This window comes from Comamonas sp. BIGb0124 (assembly GCF_003752175.1).
Classification (GTDB): Bacteria; Pseudomonadota; Gammaproteobacteria; order Burkholderiales; family Burkholderiaceae_C; genus Comamonas_F.
Genome location: NZ_RJVF01000012.1, coordinates 361,980 through 378,740 on the forward strand (window position 1 = coordinate 361,980; position 16,761 = coordinate 378,740).

14 protein-coding genes and 1 tRNA gene are annotated in these 16,761 nt (G+C 67.0%); 7 read left to right on the forward strand and 8 right to left on the reverse strand.

Annotated features, from left to right (window positions below):
• Positions 1–2: 2 nt before the first annotated feature.
• Both EC845_RS16135 and EC845_RS16140 read right to left on the reverse strand, forming a co-directional pair.
• Positions 3–815 (reverse strand): IclR family transcriptional regulator, encoded by an 813-nt coding sequence (locus EC845_RS16135; RefSeq protein ID WP_123299139.1) that lies wholly within the window; start codon positions 813–815, stop codon positions 3–5.
• Positions 816–876: 61 nt separating this feature from the next.
• Entirely contained in the window at positions 877–1,962 is a 1,086-nt protein-coding gene (locus EC845_RS16140) for a Gfo/Idh/MocA family protein (protein WP_123299140.1), read from the reverse strand.
• 217 nt (positions 1,963–2,179) lie between these two features.
• Here EC845_RS16140 and EC845_RS16145 point away from each other — a divergent pair, with 217 nt between their 5' ends.
• The 7 genes from EC845_RS16145 (at position 2,180) to EC845_RS16175 (ending at position 11,410) form a co-directional block, all read left to right on the forward strand.
• Positions 2,180–3,436: an ABC transporter substrate-binding protein gene (locus EC845_RS16145; RefSeq protein WP_123299141.1), complete on the forward strand. Its 1,257-nt coding sequence runs from the start codon at positions 2,180–2,182 to the stop codon at positions 3,434–3,436.
• A gap of 115 nt (positions 3,437–3,551) precedes the next feature.
• Positions 3,552–4,421, forward strand: coding sequence for a branched-chain amino acid ABC transporter permease (locus tag EC845_RS16150; RefSeq protein WP_123299142.1), 870 nt, complete (start codon positions 3,552–3,554; stop codon positions 4,419–4,421).
• Positions 4,418–6,982: a branched-chain amino acid ABC transporter ATP-binding protein/permease gene (locus tag EC845_RS16155; RefSeq protein WP_123299143.1), complete on the forward strand. Its 2,565-nt coding sequence runs from the start codon at positions 4,418–4,420 to the stop codon at positions 6,980–6,982. The genes EC845_RS16150 and EC845_RS16155 overlap by 4 nt, the downstream gene beginning before the upstream one ends.
• A gap of 63 nt (positions 6,983–7,045) precedes the next feature.
• Positions 7,046–7,858, forward strand: coding sequence for a shikimate dehydrogenase (locus EC845_RS16160; RefSeq protein ID WP_123299144.1), 813 nt, complete (start codon positions 7,046–7,048; stop codon positions 7,856–7,858).
• The gene (locus tag EC845_RS16165) at positions 7,855–8,613 is read left to right on the forward strand and encodes an SDR family NAD(P)-dependent oxidoreductase (RefSeq protein WP_123299145.1); all 759 of its coding nucleotides are present in this window, start codon (positions 7,855–7,857) and stop codon (positions 8,611–8,613) included. Before EC845_RS16160 ends, EC845_RS16165 begins: the two co-directional genes overlap by 4 nt.
• 56 nt (positions 8,614–8,669) lie before the next feature.
• Positions 8,670–9,668: an NAD(P)-dependent oxidoreductase gene (locus EC845_RS16170; RefSeq protein ID WP_123299146.1), complete on the forward strand. Its 999-nt coding sequence runs from the start codon at positions 8,670–8,672 to the stop codon at positions 9,666–9,668.
• Positions 9,665–11,410 (forward strand): FAD-dependent oxidoreductase, encoded by a 1,746-nt coding sequence (locus tag EC845_RS16175; protein ID WP_123299147.1) that lies wholly within the window; start codon positions 9,665–9,667, stop codon positions 11,408–11,410. The genes EC845_RS16170 and EC845_RS16175 overlap by 4 nt, the downstream gene beginning before the upstream one ends.
• A 69-nt stretch (positions 11,411–11,479) precedes the next feature.
• Here the strand turns inward: EC845_RS16175 and EC845_RS16180 are convergent, their stop codons facing one another.
• The 6 genes from EC845_RS16180 to EC845_RS16205 all read right to left on the reverse strand — a co-directional run bounded on the left by EC845_RS16180 (position 11,480) and on the right by EC845_RS16205 (position 16,702).
• A complete protein-coding gene (locus tag EC845_RS16180; protein ID WP_123299148.1) occupies positions 11,480–12,475 on the reverse strand; it encodes a D-2-hydroxyacid dehydrogenase family protein in 996 nt (331 codons plus the stop codon).
• An 11-nt stretch (positions 12,476–12,486) separates the two neighbouring features.
• On the reverse strand, positions 12,487–13,866 hold the full coding sequence (locus tag EC845_RS16185; RefSeq protein ID WP_123299149.1) for an MmgE/PrpD family protein: 1,380 nt from the start codon (positions 13,864–13,866) through the stop codon (positions 12,487–12,489).
• Between the two features lie 75 nt (positions 13,867–13,941).
• The gene (locus tag EC845_RS16190) at positions 13,942–14,919 is read right to left on the reverse strand and encodes a tripartite tricarboxylate transporter substrate binding protein (protein ID WP_123299150.1); all 978 of its coding nucleotides are present in this window, start codon (positions 14,917–14,919) and stop codon (positions 13,942–13,944) included.
• Between the two features lie 161 nt (positions 14,920–15,080).
• A complete protein-coding gene (locus EC845_RS16195; protein WP_123299151.1) occupies positions 15,081–15,779 on the reverse strand; it encodes a GntR family transcriptional regulator in 699 nt (232 codons plus the stop codon).
• Between the two features lie 119 nt (positions 15,780–15,898).
• Positions 15,899–15,974 (reverse strand) — tRNA-Thr (locus EC845_RS16200).
• Positions 15,975–16,066: 92 nt separating this feature from the next.
• Positions 16,067–16,702, reverse strand: coding sequence for a ClpXP protease specificity-enhancing factor (locus EC845_RS16205; RefSeq protein ID WP_123299152.1), 636 nt, complete (start codon positions 16,700–16,702; stop codon positions 16,067–16,069).
• Between the last annotated feature and the right edge of the window lie 59 nt (positions 16,703–16,761).

Consider the following 16,761-nt stretch of genomic DNA (forward strand, 5'->3'; position numbering starts at 1 on the left):
CATCAGGTCGAGACGATCACATGTCGTGCGTCTCGGGGTGGGGCGTAGAAAAGCGGAGAGGAGCCGCTGATGGCCGCCAGTTCGGCGGCCACGCGCATGAGTTCTTCACCCATGGCCAGCATGCGTTCCTCGGTGAATCGAAAGGCAGGGCCTGCGACGCTGATGCAGCCGATGGCCTGCTGGCTGCCCCGGCGCACCGGCGCGGCCATGGCGGTCATGCCTTGCGTGAAGGTTTCGACCGTGACGGCAAAACCTCGGGCGCGGGTCTGCTGCAGGCGTTCGAGCAGTTCTGCGACGGTGGTCGGCGCGTTGGGCCCGAACTCCTCGCGGCTGCCGAAGCCCTGCCGTGCGACCAGTTCGAGCGCCTGTTCGTCGCTGAGCGTGGACAGCCAGGCCCAGCCCGAGGCCGAGCACGAGAACCTGGCGTCCTGTCCCATGTCCGGGTCGTAGCGCAGGCCGCGCGTGGCCCCCTGGGCGCGGGCGACCCAGGTCAGCCGTTCGCCGTCGATCACCGACAGCCGCACCAGTTCGCCGGAAGCCTGCGCCAGCCGGTCGAGCAGCGGCTGCGCGATGTCGAGAATGCCCGAATTGCTCAGGAAACTCAGCCCCATCGAGACCAGCTTGGTGGTCAGCACGTAATCGCCCTGCTCGCGCACCTGGCGCACATAGCCGTGACGCATCAGGTCGGCCAGCAGGCGATGGACCGCGCTGCGCGGCGTGTTGATGCGGTCGGCAATGGCGGCCAGCGGCAGGCCTTCCACGTGGGCGGCCAGCAGTTCGAGGATGCCGAGGGTGCGGTCGAGGATTCCGTTCATGGTGGAGCAATCGGTTCAAGTGAAATTCACTTGAGCGTACCGGATTTGCACGCCCGATCCGTCATGCAGCCAGGCTCACGAGCTGCCCTGTGAGGGCCGCGGTGCGCACGGCCAGCGTGGCCTCGAGCGTGCGCATGGCGTCCTGCACGCTGCACACCGGCTGATTTTCCTCGCCGGTGACGAGTGCGCGGAAGTGCCGCAACTGCTCCTGATAGGGATCGCCCCGGTGCAGCGCACTGCGCTCCTGGGTCAGTGGATCGTGCCAGCCGCGCGCGCCCGGGTAACTCCAGACCTCGAGCTGAGGCAGCGTGAGCGAGCCGTGCGTGCCGCTGATGTAGTGCGAATTGATGGACTGGCGCGGGTAATGCTCGGCTTCGCCGCTGGCCAGATCCCAGTTCCAGGGTGCCGTGGTCGCATCCGAAACCGACAGCGTCGCCAGGGCGCCGCTCTTGAAACGCAGGATGGCAGCGGCGGTGTCCTCGACCTCGAAACCCCGGGCCGTGTTGGCGCTGAAGGCCTGGATGGACTGGATGTCGCCCATCAGGAAACGCAGCAGGTCGATGTCGTGGATCAGATTGATCAGCACCGGGCCGCCACCGGCCTGCCGGCGCCAGGCCATGTCGAAGTAGCTGTCGGGCTTGAGAAACGTCGCCAGCGCCGTGGCACTCAGCACGGTGCCGAGCCGGCCGCTGGCGACGATGTCGCGGGCACGCCGCAGGATGGGGTTGTGCCGCCGGTGATGACCCACCAGCACGGGCAGGCCGTATTCCTGCTCGGCAGCCAGCAGGCGCCGGGCCTCGTCGAGCGTGTCGGCCACCGGTTTTTCAACCAGCGCGGCGGCGCCGTGGCGCAGGCAGTCGATCGCCACATCCACATGGGTGGCATTGGGGGTGGCGACGATGGCGGCGTCGGGCCGAACGGCTTCGAGCATGGCCAGGTGATCGGCAAACACGGGCACCGCCAGCGACTCGGTCCAGAGGCGGCCGGCAGGCGTGGGTTCGACCACGGCTGCGAGCGTCATGTCCGTGCGCTGAGCCATGTGGCCGATGTGCATGCGCCCGATCGCACCCGCGCCGATGACCGCGATGCGCGGTCGCTGCGCCGGGCGATCCGTGGGCGATGGGGGTGTTGCAGGGGTTGGCGTCATCTGTCGGTGTCTCCTGTTTTTTCTGTGTGTCGGCGGCCCGCAATGCCTCGCCGCCGATCTGAGTCGAATCCTATCCTGAAATTAAACGATATTCAATAGTTGAACGTTGTTCCAGTTTTATGTAGTATCCGCTCCGAGACATCGCCTGAAGGTGTGATTGGCCTGAAGGCGCCTTTCGTAGTTCCAACCGGACCGCCGACAATTAGGAGACAACGCTATGAAAAATGACAACGTGTTTGATCACGGACGCCGAAAAATGCTGGGGAGAACCGCCAAGACCCTGGCAGGTGGCATGGCCCTTGGCCTGGGCATGCCCGCCCTGGTAAGGGCGCAGGGCGAGGGGCCGATCAAGATCGGACTGGTGTTTGCCAAGCAAGGCACCTGGACGGTTCAGGGCGAACAACTGGTCTCCGGCGCACGCATGGCGCTCGAAGCCGTCGGCAACAAACTGCTGGGCCGCCCGGTCGAGCTGGTCTGGTACGACGAACCCAATCCGCAGTCGGCGCAGCAGAACATGCAGAAGCTGATCGACGAGGACAAGGTCGTGGCGGTGCTGGGCGGCACCAACAGCGCCACTTCGCTGGCGATGGCCTCGGTGGCGCGGCGGGCCAAGGTGCCCTACATCTCTCCCAATGCCGCAGCCCGCGAGCTGACGGGCTCGGAGTGCAACCCCTATACCTTCCGCACCCTCACGACCACGCTGGTGGCCAGCCGGGCCATGGCGCCCGAGCTGCTCAAGGTCGGCAAGAAGTGGTCTTTCCTCACGGCGAACTACGCGTTCGGGCAGGACATCCAGACCTCGATGACCGGCCTGCTCAAGGAAGGCGGCGGCTCGGTGCAGAGCCAGGACGCCACGCCCCTGGGCACCACCGATTTCAGCTCCTTCATCCTCAAGCTGCGCCAGGCCAAGCCGGACGTGGTCGTGGCCGGCCTGCCCGGCGGCGACCTCTCGACCTTCCTCAAGCAGTACGCCGAAATGGGCATGAAAGGCCGCATCCCCATCGCCTGCCCGATCATCGGCGACGCCGATCTCTGGTCGATCAGCCCCGAGGCCGCCACCGGCTACTTCGGTAAGCCCTGGCATTTCAGTTCGCCCGACAACCCGGCGGCCGACAAGGCCTTCACGCAGGCCTATGTCGCCAAGTACAAGAAGCCGCCGGCCGACAAGGTCTGGCTCGGCTGGTTCTCGATGCGCATGCTGATCGCGGGCATCGAGGAGGCCCGCAACGTCAAGGGCGGCGACATCGCCGCGGCCCTGGAATCGGTGCGCATCGACGACGGCGGCACACCCGCCTACTACCGCAAGTGGGATCACCAGATGCTGCGCAAGACCCTGGTGCTCAAGGTCAAGGACAAGATCACCGACCAGTGGGACTGGCTCGACGTGGTGGCCACGGCGCCCAACGACGCCTCTCAGCTCGATGCCCTCTACGGCACGCAGCAGGAAATCGGCTGCCGGATGGATCCCCGCTGATCTTCTCCCGATGCACTGACTTGTTTCCCGCAGCCCTGGCCTGCCGCCGCCGCCCCGACGCGGCGCGCGGCAGCCGGCGCGCTGCGGGCCGTTCTATTTTTTGAGGGAGTTGGAGATGCTGGATCTCATCCTGTCCCAGGCCGTCAACGGCCTGGTGCTTGGTTTCCTGTATGTGCTGATTGCCACCGGCCTGTCGATCATCTTCGGCATGCTGGGCGTGGTGAACTTCGCGCACGGGGCCTTTTTTGCGCTCGGCGCCTATTTCGCGCTCACGCTGCAAGCCGAATTCGGCTGGTACGCCGTGGTCTTCGCGCCCGTGCTGGTCGGCCTGGTCGGCATGCTGGTGGAATGGCTGCTCATCCGCAGGCTCTACGGCAAGGAGCCCCTGCTCGGGCTGATCCTGACGTTTGCCCTGTCGCTGCTGATGATCTCGCTGATGCGGCTGGTGTGGGGTGCGGGCGGCCTGCCCTTCAGCCCGCCCCCGATCTTCAGCGGCTTCATCGAGTACGGCCCGATCCTGCTGACGAAGTACCGCCTGGCCGTGCTGGTGGCCACGGTGATCCTGCTGATCGCGCTGTGGGCGTTCTTCAAGTTCACACCGTTCGGCCGCATCCTGCGCGCCGGCAGCCGCGACCCCGAGATGGTCGGCCTGCTCGGCATCAACCTGCCGCGTGTGCTCACCGGCGCCTTCGGCCTGGGCTGTTTTCTGGCCGGTGCCGCGGGCATGCTTGCCGCGCCGCTGCAGACCGTCACGCCCACCATGGCCACCGCAGCCATCATGCCGGCCTTCGTGATCGTGACCATCGGCGGCCTGGGTTCCTACCCCGGGGCCGTGGTCGCGGGCCTGCTGGTCGGACTGGTCACCGCGCTCACGGTGCAGTTCTTTCCGGAAGCCTCGGCCGCAGCCATGTATGTGCTGATGGTCCTCATCCTGCTGGTGCGTCCGCGCGGTCTGTTCGGCGAACGCTGGGAGCGTTTTGAATGAAATCGACAAATATCCTTCGCCATCCGGTGGTCGTGATGGCCCTGGTGCTGGCCGGCCTGTCCGTGCTGATGATCGTGATGGGCACGCCGCTGTCGCGCGCCACGCAGATCGCCATCTACGCGCTCTACGGCATGGGCGTGAATCTGCTGGTCGCCTACAGCGGCCTGGTGCCGTTCGGGGCTTCGGTGTTCTTCGGCACATCCACCTATGTGGTCGCCATCGTGCTGCTGCGCGTCGGCGGCAACGAGCTGTCGGCGCTGGCGCTGGCGGTGGTGTTCTCGCTCATCCTCGCTGCGGCACTGGGGGCCTTCATCCTGCGCCGGCGCGGGCTGTACTTCTCGCTGCTGACATTGGCCTGCTCGCAGATCGCATTCGAGATCGCCTTCAAGTGGACCGAGTTCACCGGCGGAGAAAACGGCCTGCAGAACGTGCCGCGCCCGATGTTCGATTCGTTCGCCGCCTTCCACGTCTTTGCGGTGCTGACGATTCTTGCCGTGGTCTGGTTCATGTGGCGGCTGGTGCACTCGCCCTTCGGCCGTGCCCTGCAGGCCGCGCGCGACAACGAGCAACGTGCGGCCAGCCTGGGCTACAACACCTATGGCCTGAAACTCGGTGCCTTCGTCATCGCCGGCGGCATCATCGGATATGCCGGCGGCCTGCTGTGCCTGCTGCTGCAAGGGGCCTACGCCAACAACCTGAGCTGGGAACACGCGGGCGACAGCCTGCTGATGACCGTGCTGGGCGGCGTGCACCATGTGCTCGGCCCGTTGTGGGGTGCCATCGCCTTCATCGTGCTCGAGGACAAGCTCAGCGGCCTGACCGAGCACTGGTGGCTCATCTTCGCGCCCATCATCATCCTGTTCGCCCTGTTCTCGCACGAAGGCATCCAGGGCCTGGTGCAGCGCCTGTTCGGCCGCCAGCGCTGGACGCTGGTGCGCGAGGGCATCCCCGCGCGGCCGGCCGTCATCAAGCCCTATGCCGGCGCGCGCATGCAGGCCGATGCCAGCAAGCCGGTGCTGAGCGTGCGCGGCCTGAGCAAACGCTTCGGCTCGCTGGTCACCGCCAACAAGATCGATCTCGACATCTACCCGTACCAGCTCCACAGCTTTCTCGGCCCCAACGGCGCCGGCAAGACGACGTTCTTCAACATGCTCACCGGCATCCTTCCTCCCAGCGAAGGCAGCATCGTGTTCGAAGGCCGCGACATCACCCGCCTGCCGGTGCACAAGCGCATCAAGCTGGGCATGAGCCGCTCGTTCCAGATCCTCAGCATCTTCAAGAACCTGACGGTGTTCGAGAACGTGCGGGTGGCCGTCCAGGCCGCTCAGCCCGGCCTGCCCAGCCTGTGGCGCGATGCGCACGACATGGCGCAGGTCAACGACCGCACCTGGTCGCTGCTCGATGCGGTGGGCCTGGCCGACCGCGCCGCCGAAGGCTGTACCGACCTGTCGCACGGCGAACAGCGGCTGTTGGAGATTGCCGTCTCGCTGGCCATGGAGGCCCGGCTTCTGCTGCTCGACGAACCGCTGGCCGGACTGGCCGAAGCCGACCGCGAGATCGTCGCCAAGCTCATCCGCACGCTGGCCCGCCAGCATGCCGTGATCCTCATCGAACACGACATGGACCGGGTGCTGGCCATCTCCGATCGGGTCACGGTGCTGCACCGCGGACAACTGATCGCCGACGGCAAGCCTGCGGAAGTGGCGGTGCATCCGCTGGTGATCGAAGCCTACCTGGGCACCAAGGGCGCGCAGGCCTCGCCGGCCCCGGATGCAGCGGCAGCGGGCAGCGGAACGGCCGGCACGGTTCATCCGCAAGTCAGCCCGGCCCAGCCCGTCCTCCAGCCCACGGCACGCACCGGCAAGACGCTGCTGAAGATCGAAGGCCTGAAGGCCGGCTACAACGGCAGCACCATCATCGACGGCCTGAACCTGAGCCTCAACGAGGGCGAGGTGCTGGCGGTGCTGGGCCGCAACGGCGTGGGCAAGACCAGCACCCTGCGCGCCATCATGGGTGCCATGCCCGTCAGCGCCGGCCGCATCAGCTTCGACGGGCAGGAGATCACCAACCGCAAGTCGCACGCGATCAACCGCGCCGGCATCTCGATCGTGCCGGAAGGCCGGCGGCTGTTCCCCAACCTCACCGTCTATGAAAACCTGGTGCTCGCCGCCCGCCCCGGCGGCATCAGCGTGGACAAGGCCTACGAGCTGTTCCCGCGCCTGCACAACCGCCGCAACATCAAGGCCGAAAGCCTGTCGGGCGGCGAACGCCAGATGGTGGCCATCGCGCGTGCGCTGATGGCTCCGGCCCGGCTGATCCTGCTCGACGAACCCTTCGAAGGCCTGGCACCCGCCGTGGTCCAGGAGGTGATGGAAGCCGTCAAGCGCCTGCGCGGCCAGGTCAGCATGATCATCGTGGAGCACCATGCCGAATCGGTTCTCGGCATCGCCGACCGTGCCTGCGTGCTGGTCAACGGCAAGCTGGCGTACGAAGGTGCGGCCACCGACCTCGCCGCCGACACCGCCACGCAGGCCCGCCTGCTGGGTATCGTGCACGAGTGAAGCCGGCCATCCCGGCCCATGGATCGACAAGACAGACAAAACAGAAGACAGGAGCAAAAAGACATGCCTGACATTCAGGACTATCTGGACGGCGCCACACGGGTCCACATCATCGTGGGGGACCCGATTGCGCAGGTGAAATCGCCTTCGGGCGTGACGCAGGCGTTTCACGACCGCGGGCACAACGCCATCGTCATGCCCGCGCATGTCGCACCGGCCGACCTCGCCGCCTGCGTGCAGGGCCTGACCCGGGTGCAGAACGTGGACGGCATCATCGTCACCGTGCCGCACAAGTTCGCCACCTACGGCCTGTGCACGACGGCCTCCGAACGCGCACATTTTCTGCAAGCCACCAACACGATGCGCCGCAACGCCGACGGCACCTGGCATGGCGACATGTTCGACGGGCTCGGTTATGTCACGGCGATGCGGCGCAAGGGTTGCGATCCGCGCGGTCGGCGTGTGCTGCTGGTCGGCGCCGGCGGCGCGGGCTCGGCGATCGCACACGCCCTGGTCGAGGCCGGCGCCAGCGCGCTGGCCATCCACGACGAGGACACCACGCGCCGCGACAGCCTGATCGCGCGGCTGGCCTCGCTCGATTCGACCCGCGTCGAGGCCGGCTCGCCCGATCCCACGGGCTTCGACATCGTGCTCAACGCCACGCCCGTGGGCATGCGCGAAAACGATCCCATCCCCGTGCAGGTGGCGCACCTGGCCTCGCATGCCTTTGTCGGCGACGTGATCACGGCACCGGCGATCACGCCGCTGATCGCGGCCGCCCGCGCCGGCGGGCACCCGACGATGACCGGCGGCGACATGTTCGCCTGCGTACGCGATCTGATGGTCGCTTTCCTGCTGCGCGAGGAACCGGCATGAGCCCCGTGCCGGCCCGTTCCGCCCCCGTGGCCGTGATCGCCGGAGCCTGCGGCGGCATCGGCCGTGCGGTGGCGCAGCGCCTGGCAGCCGACGGCATGCGCCTGGCCTTGTGGGACATCAACGCCAGGGCACTCGACGCGCTGGCCGCCGAGCTGCGCGACTCGGGCGCCGAGGCCCACGCCTGCGCCGCCGACCTCACCGACGAAACCGGTGTCGAGCAGGCGCTGAAGCAGACCGTGCAGGCCCTGGGCAGCGTCGACGTGCTGGTGCATGGCGCAGGCATCACCGGGCCTTGTCTGCCGGTGGCGGGCTACCCGCTCGAAGCCTGGCGGCGCACGCTGGACATCAACCTCACGAGCGCCTTTCTGTGCGCCCGGGCGGTGGTGCCGCTGGTGCGCCAATCGGCTGCCGGACGCATCGTGTTTCTGTCCTCCATCGCCGGCAAGGAAGGCAATGCCGACATGGCCGCGTACTCGGCCGCGAAGGCCGGCGTGATCGCCCTGACCAAGTCGCTGGGCAAGGAACTGGCCCTCACGCCCGCCCGCGTCAACTGCATCACCCCGGCCGTGATCGAAACCGCGCTGGTCCAGCAGATGACTCCCGAGGCACTGGCGGCCAGCCTGTCGCGCATCCCGGTGCGGCGCATGGGCCAGCCGGCCGAGGTCGCGGCCATGGTGGCCTGGCTGGCATCCGAGGCCTGTTCGTTCTCGACCGGCGCGGTGTTCGACCTCTCGGGCGGACGCGCGACCTATTGATGGCGAGCCCTGTTCCATTCCACTATTCCACCTTCAACGACGAGAGAACCACGGACATGAAGATTCTGGTGACAGGCGGACGGGGCTTCCTCGGCGCCTGGGTCCTCAAGGCCCTGCTCGAAGCAGGCCACGGCGCGCGTGTACTCGACCGGGCGGGCGACCGCAGCCTGGTGCACGGCATCGTCGGCGCACGTGCCGCAGCGATCGAATGGCACGATGGCGATGTCTCGAACGGCGGCGACGTGGCCGCTGCGGCATCGGGCTGCGACGGCGCCATCCACCTCGCGGGCCTGCTCACGCCCACCTGCCGCGACGACGCCCTGCGCGCGGTCGACGTCAACATCAAGGGCACGATCCATGTGTTCGAGGCCGCACGGCGCGAATGCTGGGCCGGTGTGGCCTATGCCAGCAGCGCCGGCGTCTACGGGCCGGACGACGCCTTGCACCCGGCGCCCGCCACCGTGTACGGCGCCACCAAGCTGGCCTGCGAAGGCATCGCCCGCGCCTACTGGTGCGACCCGGCCGCACAGGCCGACGGTCGGCCCGGTCACCGCGTGGCCAGCGTGGGCCTGCGGCCCTTCGTGATCTACGGCGCCGGCCGCGAGACCGGATCGAGCGCCGGCCCGTCGCTGGCCTGCCGCGCGATCGCCTTGCGCCAGCCCTACGTGATTCCTTTCACCGGCGCCACCGGACTGGTCTACGTCGAAGACGTGGCCCAGGTCTTCGTGGCCGCGGCGACCGCCGGGCCGCAAGCCGCCCTGGTGCTGAACATGGTGGGCGATGTCTACACCACCGACCAGATGCTGACCCGTCTTCGCGCGCTCGGCCCCGGCGTCGAGCTTTCGGCCCAGGGCGCCCCCCTGCCCATCGCCGCCGAGCTGCCGGCCGACGATCTGCGGCAGCTCGTCCCCCATTACCAGCCCACACCGTTGCGCGAGGGCCTGCTGCGCACGCTCGAGGTCTACCAGCGGCAGGCCGCGCAAGACACCGGCTCATCCCCCTCCGTCGCGGGCATCTCTGCCCACACACCCTTCACCCAGACACTTCACTCATGAAAACAGAACTCAAATCCCTGCCCGACCCCAGCGAATTCGACGTCGTGGTCGTCGGCGCGGGCGGTGCGGGCATGTCGGCCGCCCTGTTCGCCGCCATCGACGGCGCCAAGGTCCTGCTGGTCGAATCCACCGAATACGTCGGCGGCACCACCGCCTACTCGGGTGCGACCACGTGGGTGGTCGGCACCCGCCATGCCCCCAAAGTCAATCCGCAGGACACGCTGGACCAGGCCGAACGTTTCCTCGATCTGGCCGTGGGCGATCGCACCGACCGGTCGGTGCGCCGCGCCTTCCTCGACAACGGCGCCGATGCCGTCGCCAAGATCGAAGACCACTCGCATGTGAAATACCGTCCCCGCGACTTCCACCCCGACTACCTCTCGGAACTCGAAGGCTCGACCACCTGCGGACGCGCACTGGAACCCCTGCCCTTCGACGGCCGGCTGCTGGGCAAGGACTTCGACCTGGTCCGTCCGCCCATCCCCGAATTCACCGTGCTGGGCGGCATGATGGTCGACCGCGACGACATCATTCAGCTCCTGGCCTTCAACCGCAAATGGTGGGGCTCGTGGTCCACCTTCAAGTACGTCACGCGCACGATGCTGCGCCACGTCAGCGATCGCCTGAGCGGCCCGCGCGGCACCCGGCTGGTGATGGGCAATGCCCTCATCGGACGGCTGCTGCTGTCGCTGCGCGAACGCGGCGTGACGTTGCTGACCGAAGCCCGCGTCACCCACCTGCTGCGCAGCCGCGCCGGCTCGGGCGCGGTCGATACGCTGGTCATCAGCCAGCACGACGCCACCCGCACCATCCACGCCAAGGGCGGCGTGATCCTGGCCAGCGGCGGCTTCAATCGCCACCCGCAGCGGCGTGCCCAACTGGCACCCGGTTCTGCAGTGGCCTGGTGCGCCGGCGCGCCCGGCCACACCGGCGCCATGCACGACCTCGCCGAAACCGTCGGCGCCGTCTACGGACGCGGCGGCCGCAGCAACTGCTTCTGGGCGCCCGTCTCGCTGCGCAAACGCACGGATGGCAGTACGGCCGTGTTCCCTCATTTCGTATTCGATCGCGCCAAGCCGGGCACCGTCATCGTCAACCAGAAGGGCCAGCGCTACTACAACGAATCCACTTCGTACCACCTGACCGGCATCACCATGCAGGAGGCCAACGCCCAGGCACCCAGCGTGCCCTCGTTCCTGGTGACCGATGCCAACGGCATGCGCAAATACGGCCTGGGCATGGTGCGCCCCAACGGCATGGGCCTGCGCGCAGGCATTGCCGACGGCTACATCGTGCAGGGCCAGACCCTCGAAGAACTGGCGGGCAAGCTGGGCATCGACGCCACCCACCTCAAGCAGGCCGCCGCCGACATCGGCCGCTTTGCCCAGACCGGCGTCGACGAACAGTTCCAGCGCGGCACCACCACCTACCAGCGCGCCAACGGCGATGCCACCTGGACCGGTCCCAACCCCAGCCTGGGCCCGATCGAAACCGCCCCCTTCTACGCCTTGCGCCTGTACCCCGGCGACATCGGCGCCGCCACCGGCTTCGAGACCGACGACCAGGCACGCACGCTCGATGCGTCGGGCCAGCCCGTCGAAGGCCTCTATGCCGTCGGCAACGACCAGCACTCGATCATGGGCGGCACCTACCCCGGACCCGGCATCACACTGGGCCCCGGGTTGGTGTTTGCCTACCTGGCGGCCCGCAGCGCCGTGCAGCGGGCGCGTGTGAGATCGTAGAAACAGGCAGGGCCCGGCGCAGCACGGCGTGGTACCCGGCATCCTCGGCCGCAAACGCGTGCGGCTGGCTCAAACGCTTGACGTCATCCCGCCCCGCTCGGGCCCTCCCCCCAACACCGCCATCAACCTCCCCTCCACCCCCCTCGCAAACTCCTCCACCACTTCCCGACTCAGAAACCCATAGTGCGGCGTCAAGATGACGTTCTCGATCGCCAGCAGCGGCGACGCCGCATCCAGGGGTTCATGCGCGAACACATCCAGCGCAGCCAGGCCCGGTCGTCCGGCCTGCAGCGCGTGGACCAGGGCCTGGCTGTCGACCAGCTCGGCACGGGAGGTGTTGACGAGCACGCTGTCGGGCCGCATGGCCCCCAGCCTTTCCGCATTCAGCAGATGGTGGGTGGATGCCGAAGGCACCAGGTGCAGGCTGACGACCTGGGCGGTGCCCAGCAGTTCCTCGAGCGACACGGCGGTGACGCCGCTGGCCGCGGCACGCGCGGCCGTCATGTTGGGACTCCAGGTCACGACCTCCATGCCCAGTGCCTGCCCCACGGCCGCGACCCGCTGGCCGATCTGCCCCAGCCCGATCAACCCGAGCCGTTTGCCCTCCAGAACGGGTGGCAAAAAGCTGGCGCCATGCGGTGCCCGCCAAACGGGCCTGCTCGGCGTCAGCTGGATGGACGGCAAGCGCCGCACTGCCGCCAGGATGAGTGTCCACGTCATCTCGCAGGTGCTGGCCTTCGACGGCCCCCATTCCGTATGGCTCACGCTCATGCCCAGGCTCTGCGCCGCCTCGATGTCCAGCGTCCTGTTGCGGGTGCCGGTGTAGACGATGTGGCGCAGGTCGGGCAGTGTTTCGAGCAACGCGCGGGGCATGGGCGTCCGGTCCCTGAACAGCACCACACACTGCGCCCCCTGCAGCGCCTCGACGAGTTCGCCGCCCACCAGCCGGCGGCTGTGGATCGTGACCTCGGCCCGGGTCCGGATCTCATCCCAGCGCACCCGTTCGCGCAGGGCATGTTCCCAGTCGTCGAGCACGACGACGGTGTTTCTTGCGGGTTGGCTCATTGCGGACGTCTTCATGGCCGGGCGGCAGAAGCCAGAGCCACGATGTCGCGCACGCTGCCCGCAGCGCCCAGCGTCCAGCAGGCGTCCAGCAGTCGCCGGGTCCGATCGGCACCCAGGATCGCATCGGACATGCCGCTGAACTTGGCTTCGAGGTCGGCGTCGCTCATCGGACGCTCCAGCGAGCCGATGGCATGCTCGACGAACACATGCACCTGGCGGCCGTCCTTCAAGGTGGCCACGGCATCCACTGCGGCCTCGTCGATGCTGTCGTCGATGGTGGCGACGACCTTGCGCCGGGTGGCCACGACATCGCCGCGGGTCACCACGTCGTCCGCATACTCGTCTTCGGTGGCGCGTCCTTCGATCAGCCCGACGGCACAGCCGTGGTACACGCTGAACTTGCCTTGCAGGCCGTCCGCCGGCTCCTTCTTGCCGGTCAGTTCAAGCACCAGGGAATGCACACGCAGGTCCAGGCGTTCGAGGTTGTCGGCGGTCACGCCCTTGGCGCGCAGTTGCACGCAGGCATCGATGCTCGGGTGAATCACGATGCCGCAGGCAAAGGGTTTGTAGGCGTTGAACGAGATCTCGAAGCGCGAGCCCAGTTCGCCGGTGACCTCGCTCCAGTCGTACTTGGTCGACACCACCTGGGCAAAGCCGCGCGGGGCCTCGATGGCCCGGCGGCTGGCGGTGAAGCCCTCTCTGGCCATCAGGGCCGACATGAGCCCGGCCTTGGCGGCCGCACCGGGGTGCAGCGGTTTGGTCATGGTGCCGAACTGCTCGCGCAGGCCCACCGGCTGCGAGGCGGCGATGCCCAGGGCCATGATGCTTTTTTCGGTATCCAGCCCCAGCAGGCGGGCACACGCGGCAGCGGCGCCCAGCGTGCCGGTCGATCCGGTGATGTGCCAGCCTCGGTCGTAATGATGGGGATACATCATGTTGCCCAGTCGGCACGACACGTCGATGCCGATGACCACCGCGTCGATGACCTGCCGCCCCGTCGCGCCCGTCAGTTCGGCCAGGGCCAGCACCGCCGAACACACGGGGCCTGCCGGATGGATGATGGTCTTGAGATGGGTGTCGTCGAAATCGAAGGTGTGCGAGGTGATGCCGTTGATCAGCGCCGCGTTGGCGACATCCACCCGATCGGCGCGCCCCAGCACCGCCGCCTGCGGGGCCGGCTCGAGGACCTGGACCGCACGCAGCGCGGCCCATGCGGCTTCGTGATGCGCTGCGCCGACGGCACAACCCAGCCAGTTCAGAAAAGTCCGGTGGGCTTCATGCTCGACTTCGGCAGGCCAGCCGCCCGATGGATGCTGCGCAACGAATGCGCCGAGAATCTGCGTGATCGCAGGGGCGTTCTGATCTGCTTCGATTTTGGTGTTGATGGCCATGATTCAAATGAAGTTGAGACAACAGGGGAACAAACATGAGGACACCCACGGCGTGGGTGCCCCGAGTCGATCGGGTCAGGCATCCAGCTTGATGCTCTGTTCCTGAGCGACTTTTTTCCATCGTGCGAGGTCTTTTCTGACATACGCGTCGAACGCCGCCGGGGTCATGGCCATCGGCACGATCGCCTCGACCTCCAGCAGTTTTTCCAGTTCGGGATTGGCGAGCACCTTCTGCAGCGATTCGTTGAGCACGCCCACCGTGCCGGCATCCATGCCGGCCGGCCCCGAGACGCCATACCACTGCAGAATGTCGTCGAAGCCGTCGACCCCAAGCTCCTTGAAAGTCGGCACGTCGGGGTACTTTGCGGTCCGCTGCTCGCCGGTCACCGCGATCGCGCGCACCTTGCCGCCCGTCAGATGCGGCACGGCCGCCGCAAGCCCCGGAAACATCGCCTGCGTCTGGCCGCCCAGCAGATCGTTGATGGCCGGCGCAATGCCTTTGTAAGCCACATGCTCGATCGACAACCCGAGCTTCAGCTTCAGCAGTTCCATCAAGAGATGGGTGAGCGAACCGGCGCCCGCAGACCCGTAGTTGTGATGCGGGCCGGATTTCATGAACTCGACGAACTCGCGGAAGTTGCGAACCGGCAGGTTCGCATCGACGATCAGCGCGTTGGGCGTGCCGCCGATCATGCCGATGGATGTGAAATCCTTGATCGGGTCGTAGGGCAAGGTGCGGGTGGCCGGGCTGGTGCCCAGCGTCGCCACATAGCCTTGCATCAGGGTGTAGCCATCGGGTGCCGAGCGCAGCGTCTTCTGACAGGCGATCACGCCGCCTCCCCCGCCATGGTTTTCGACCACGAACGTGGCCCCCAGAGCCTTGCCCCACAAGGTGGTGGTGGCCCGCCCCACGTAATCGCTTCCGCCCCCCGCCGCGACGGGCACCACATAGGTGATGGGCCGGTCCGGGTACCGCGGCTGCGCCCGCAGCCCTCCCGGTCCGGCAGCCCAAGCTGCAGCGCTGGCAGCCATCAAGAAAACACGACGATCCATTTTTGTCTCCTGTTCAGGTTTTTTATCGAGAGGAAAGATCGCAAATTCCCATGGCTCCGCCTGGCGCGGCTCGCCATGAAGAGTCGCCGGGGGGAAGCGACTTCGCCTGCGGCTGGCCGATCCGGTGGGCTAGGTCCGGATGGCTAGACGGATGCCGTCAGTCAGTTTTCGGCGAGTCGTCGGTAAGCATTCAGCACATGGTCGGCAAGCAGGCCGGCACAGGCTTGTGGCGCGAGTTCGCTCGCGGATTGCTCCAGTGCACGCACGATGCGTTTGTGTTCCTCGTTGGATGCACGGCGGTGATCCTGGCTCGACAGGTTCTTGAGCCGCGCGAGGTGGAGTTTCTGGATGATGTCGCGGTAGCTGTTCGCGATCTCGCGGTTGCCCGTGCTTTCGATGAACAGCCAGTGGAACTGCAGATTGGCCTGGTAGTAGGTCTGTCCATGGCCCTGCGTGAGGCCTTCGTCCATCTGCTGCACGCAGGCCTGCAGTTTCGCGACGAGCTCATCGCGCTGCGGCTGGGGCAGACGTTCGGCCATCTGGCCGGCATGGCGGTCGAGCACCGAACGGAAGGCATACAGGTCGGCCACCTCCTGCAGCGACAGCTCGCGGATGTACACGCCCGAATGTTTGCGCGACACCACCAGACCCATGCTTTCGAGCTCACGCAGCGCCTCGCGCACGGGCACCCGTGAGACTTTCATCTGCTCGACCAGATCGGGTTCACGCAGAGCCTGACCCGGCTCCAGAGCGCCGGACATGATCTGCCCCAGCAGTTGGTCCCGGACCAGCTTCCCCAGGGACGTGTTCTTGATCTCGTCGAAGGCGGACGGTTGAAGGGCAGGCTTGAGAAATTGCATAAGAGGCTCCATTCGCCTAATCGTATACATATAGACGATTGAAGAACTGATGGAAAACCCGTGCACAGCCGTGCCTCAAAAGAAAAAGCCCCCAGTCTCGGAAGACTGGGGGCTTGAACTGGTGCCGGTTGTCGGATTCGAACTGACGACCTACCGCTTACAAGGCGGGTGCTCTACCAACTGAGCTAAACCGGCGACTCGCAATATTGTAATGGCAGGCGGGGCCGGATCGGGCCAAACTGCACAACACTTGCATCGGCAGCAGCGGCCTTTGCCCCCTTGCCCGCTTACTTCACCAGCTTGAGCGACGGCCGGCTTCCGCCGGGCGGGGGGCTGGTCGGCGGCACGTCGCCATCGTCTTTTTCCGGACTGTCGGCGGCACCCGAAGCGTCGTCGCGCGCTGCCGTGGCGGCGTCGCCGCCGTCGCCGCTGCTGCTGCTGCCCGAAGAAGCCACCACGAGTTGCACGGGCGAAGACGAGGAAGAAGACGTCGCAGGCGCATCGCCGGCTGTCTCGTCGCCGAGCGCAGAGGCGGCAGACGACGACTGGCCGCCGCCGTCGACCGAGGCCAGGCTGGGCGCGGCCGGAGCGGCTGCGACCGGCGCGGGCGGCGGGAAGGCCATGCCCTGGCCGTTCTCGCGGGCGTAGATGGCCACGACGTGGTCGATCGGCACCATGATGTCGCGCGGCACGCCGCCGAAGCGGGCCCTGAAGGAAACGAATTCGTTGCCCAGCTGCAGCGCACTGGTGGCGTCGTAGCTCACGTTGAGCACGATTTCGTTGTCCTTGACGAACTCCATCGGCACCTGCACCGAACCGTCGACATGGGCGGCGATATAGGGCGTGAGGCCGTTGTCCGAGCACCATTCATGCAGGGCGCGGATCAGGTAGGGACGTGTCGAGGTATTGGCGATGTCAGTCATAACCGGGAATCCAAAACGACGCGAGGCCGGCGAACAGAGGTCGCTCCGTTCGCAGGCCC

What these genes read in the sequence shown, in the direction of transcription:
- EC845_RS16135 (WP_123299139.1), bottom strand. Translation starts at nt 815, where the DNA reads ATGAACGGAATCCTCGACCGCACCCTCGGCATCCTCGAACTGCTGGCC.
- EC845_RS16140 (WP_123299140.1), bottom strand. Translation starts at nt 1,962, where the DNA reads ATGACGCCAACCCCTGCAACACCCCCATCGCCCACGGATCGCCCGGCG.
- EC845_RS16145 (WP_123299141.1), top strand. Translation starts at nt 2,180, where the DNA reads ATGAAAAATGACAACGTGTTTGATCACGGACGCCGAAAAATGCTGGGG.
- EC845_RS16150 (WP_123299142.1), top strand. Translation starts at nt 3,552, where the DNA reads ATGCTGGATCTCATCCTGTCCCAGGCCGTCAACGGCCTGGTGCTTGGT.
- EC845_RS16155 (WP_123299143.1), top strand. Translation starts at nt 4,418, where the DNA reads ATGAAATCGACAAATATCCTTCGCCATCCGGTGGTCGTGATGGCCCTG.
- EC845_RS16160 (WP_123299144.1), top strand. Translation starts at nt 7,046, where the DNA reads ATGCCTGACATTCAGGACTATCTGGACGGCGCCACACGGGTCCACATC.
- EC845_RS16165 (WP_123299145.1), top strand. Translation starts at nt 7,855, where the DNA reads ATGAGCCCCGTGCCGGCCCGTTCCGCCCCCGTGGCCGTGATCGCCGGA.
- EC845_RS16170 (WP_123299146.1), top strand. Translation starts at nt 8,670, where the DNA reads ATGAAGATTCTGGTGACAGGCGGACGGGGCTTCCTCGGCGCCTGGGTC.
- EC845_RS16175 (WP_123299147.1), top strand. Translation starts at nt 9,665, where the DNA reads ATGAAAACAGAACTCAAATCCCTGCCCGACCCCAGCGAATTCGACGTC.
- EC845_RS16180 (WP_123299148.1), bottom strand. Translation starts at nt 12,475, where the DNA reads ATGAGCCAACCCGCAAGAAACACCGTCGTCGTGCTCGACGACTGGGAA.
- EC845_RS16185 (WP_123299149.1), bottom strand. Translation starts at nt 13,866, where the DNA reads ATGGCCATCAACACCAAAATCGAAGCAGATCAGAACGCCCCTGCGATC.
- EC845_RS16190 (WP_123299150.1), bottom strand. Translation starts at nt 14,919, where the DNA reads ATGGATCGTCGTGTTTTCTTGATGGCTGCCAGCGCTGCAGCTTGGGCT.
- EC845_RS16195 (WP_123299151.1), bottom strand. Translation starts at nt 15,779, where the DNA reads ATGCAATTTCTCAAGCCTGCCCTTCAACCGTCCGCCTTCGACGAGATC.
- EC845_RS16205 (WP_123299152.1), bottom strand. Translation starts at nt 16,702, where the DNA reads ATGACTGACATCGCCAATACCTCGACACGTCCCTACCTGATCCGCGCC.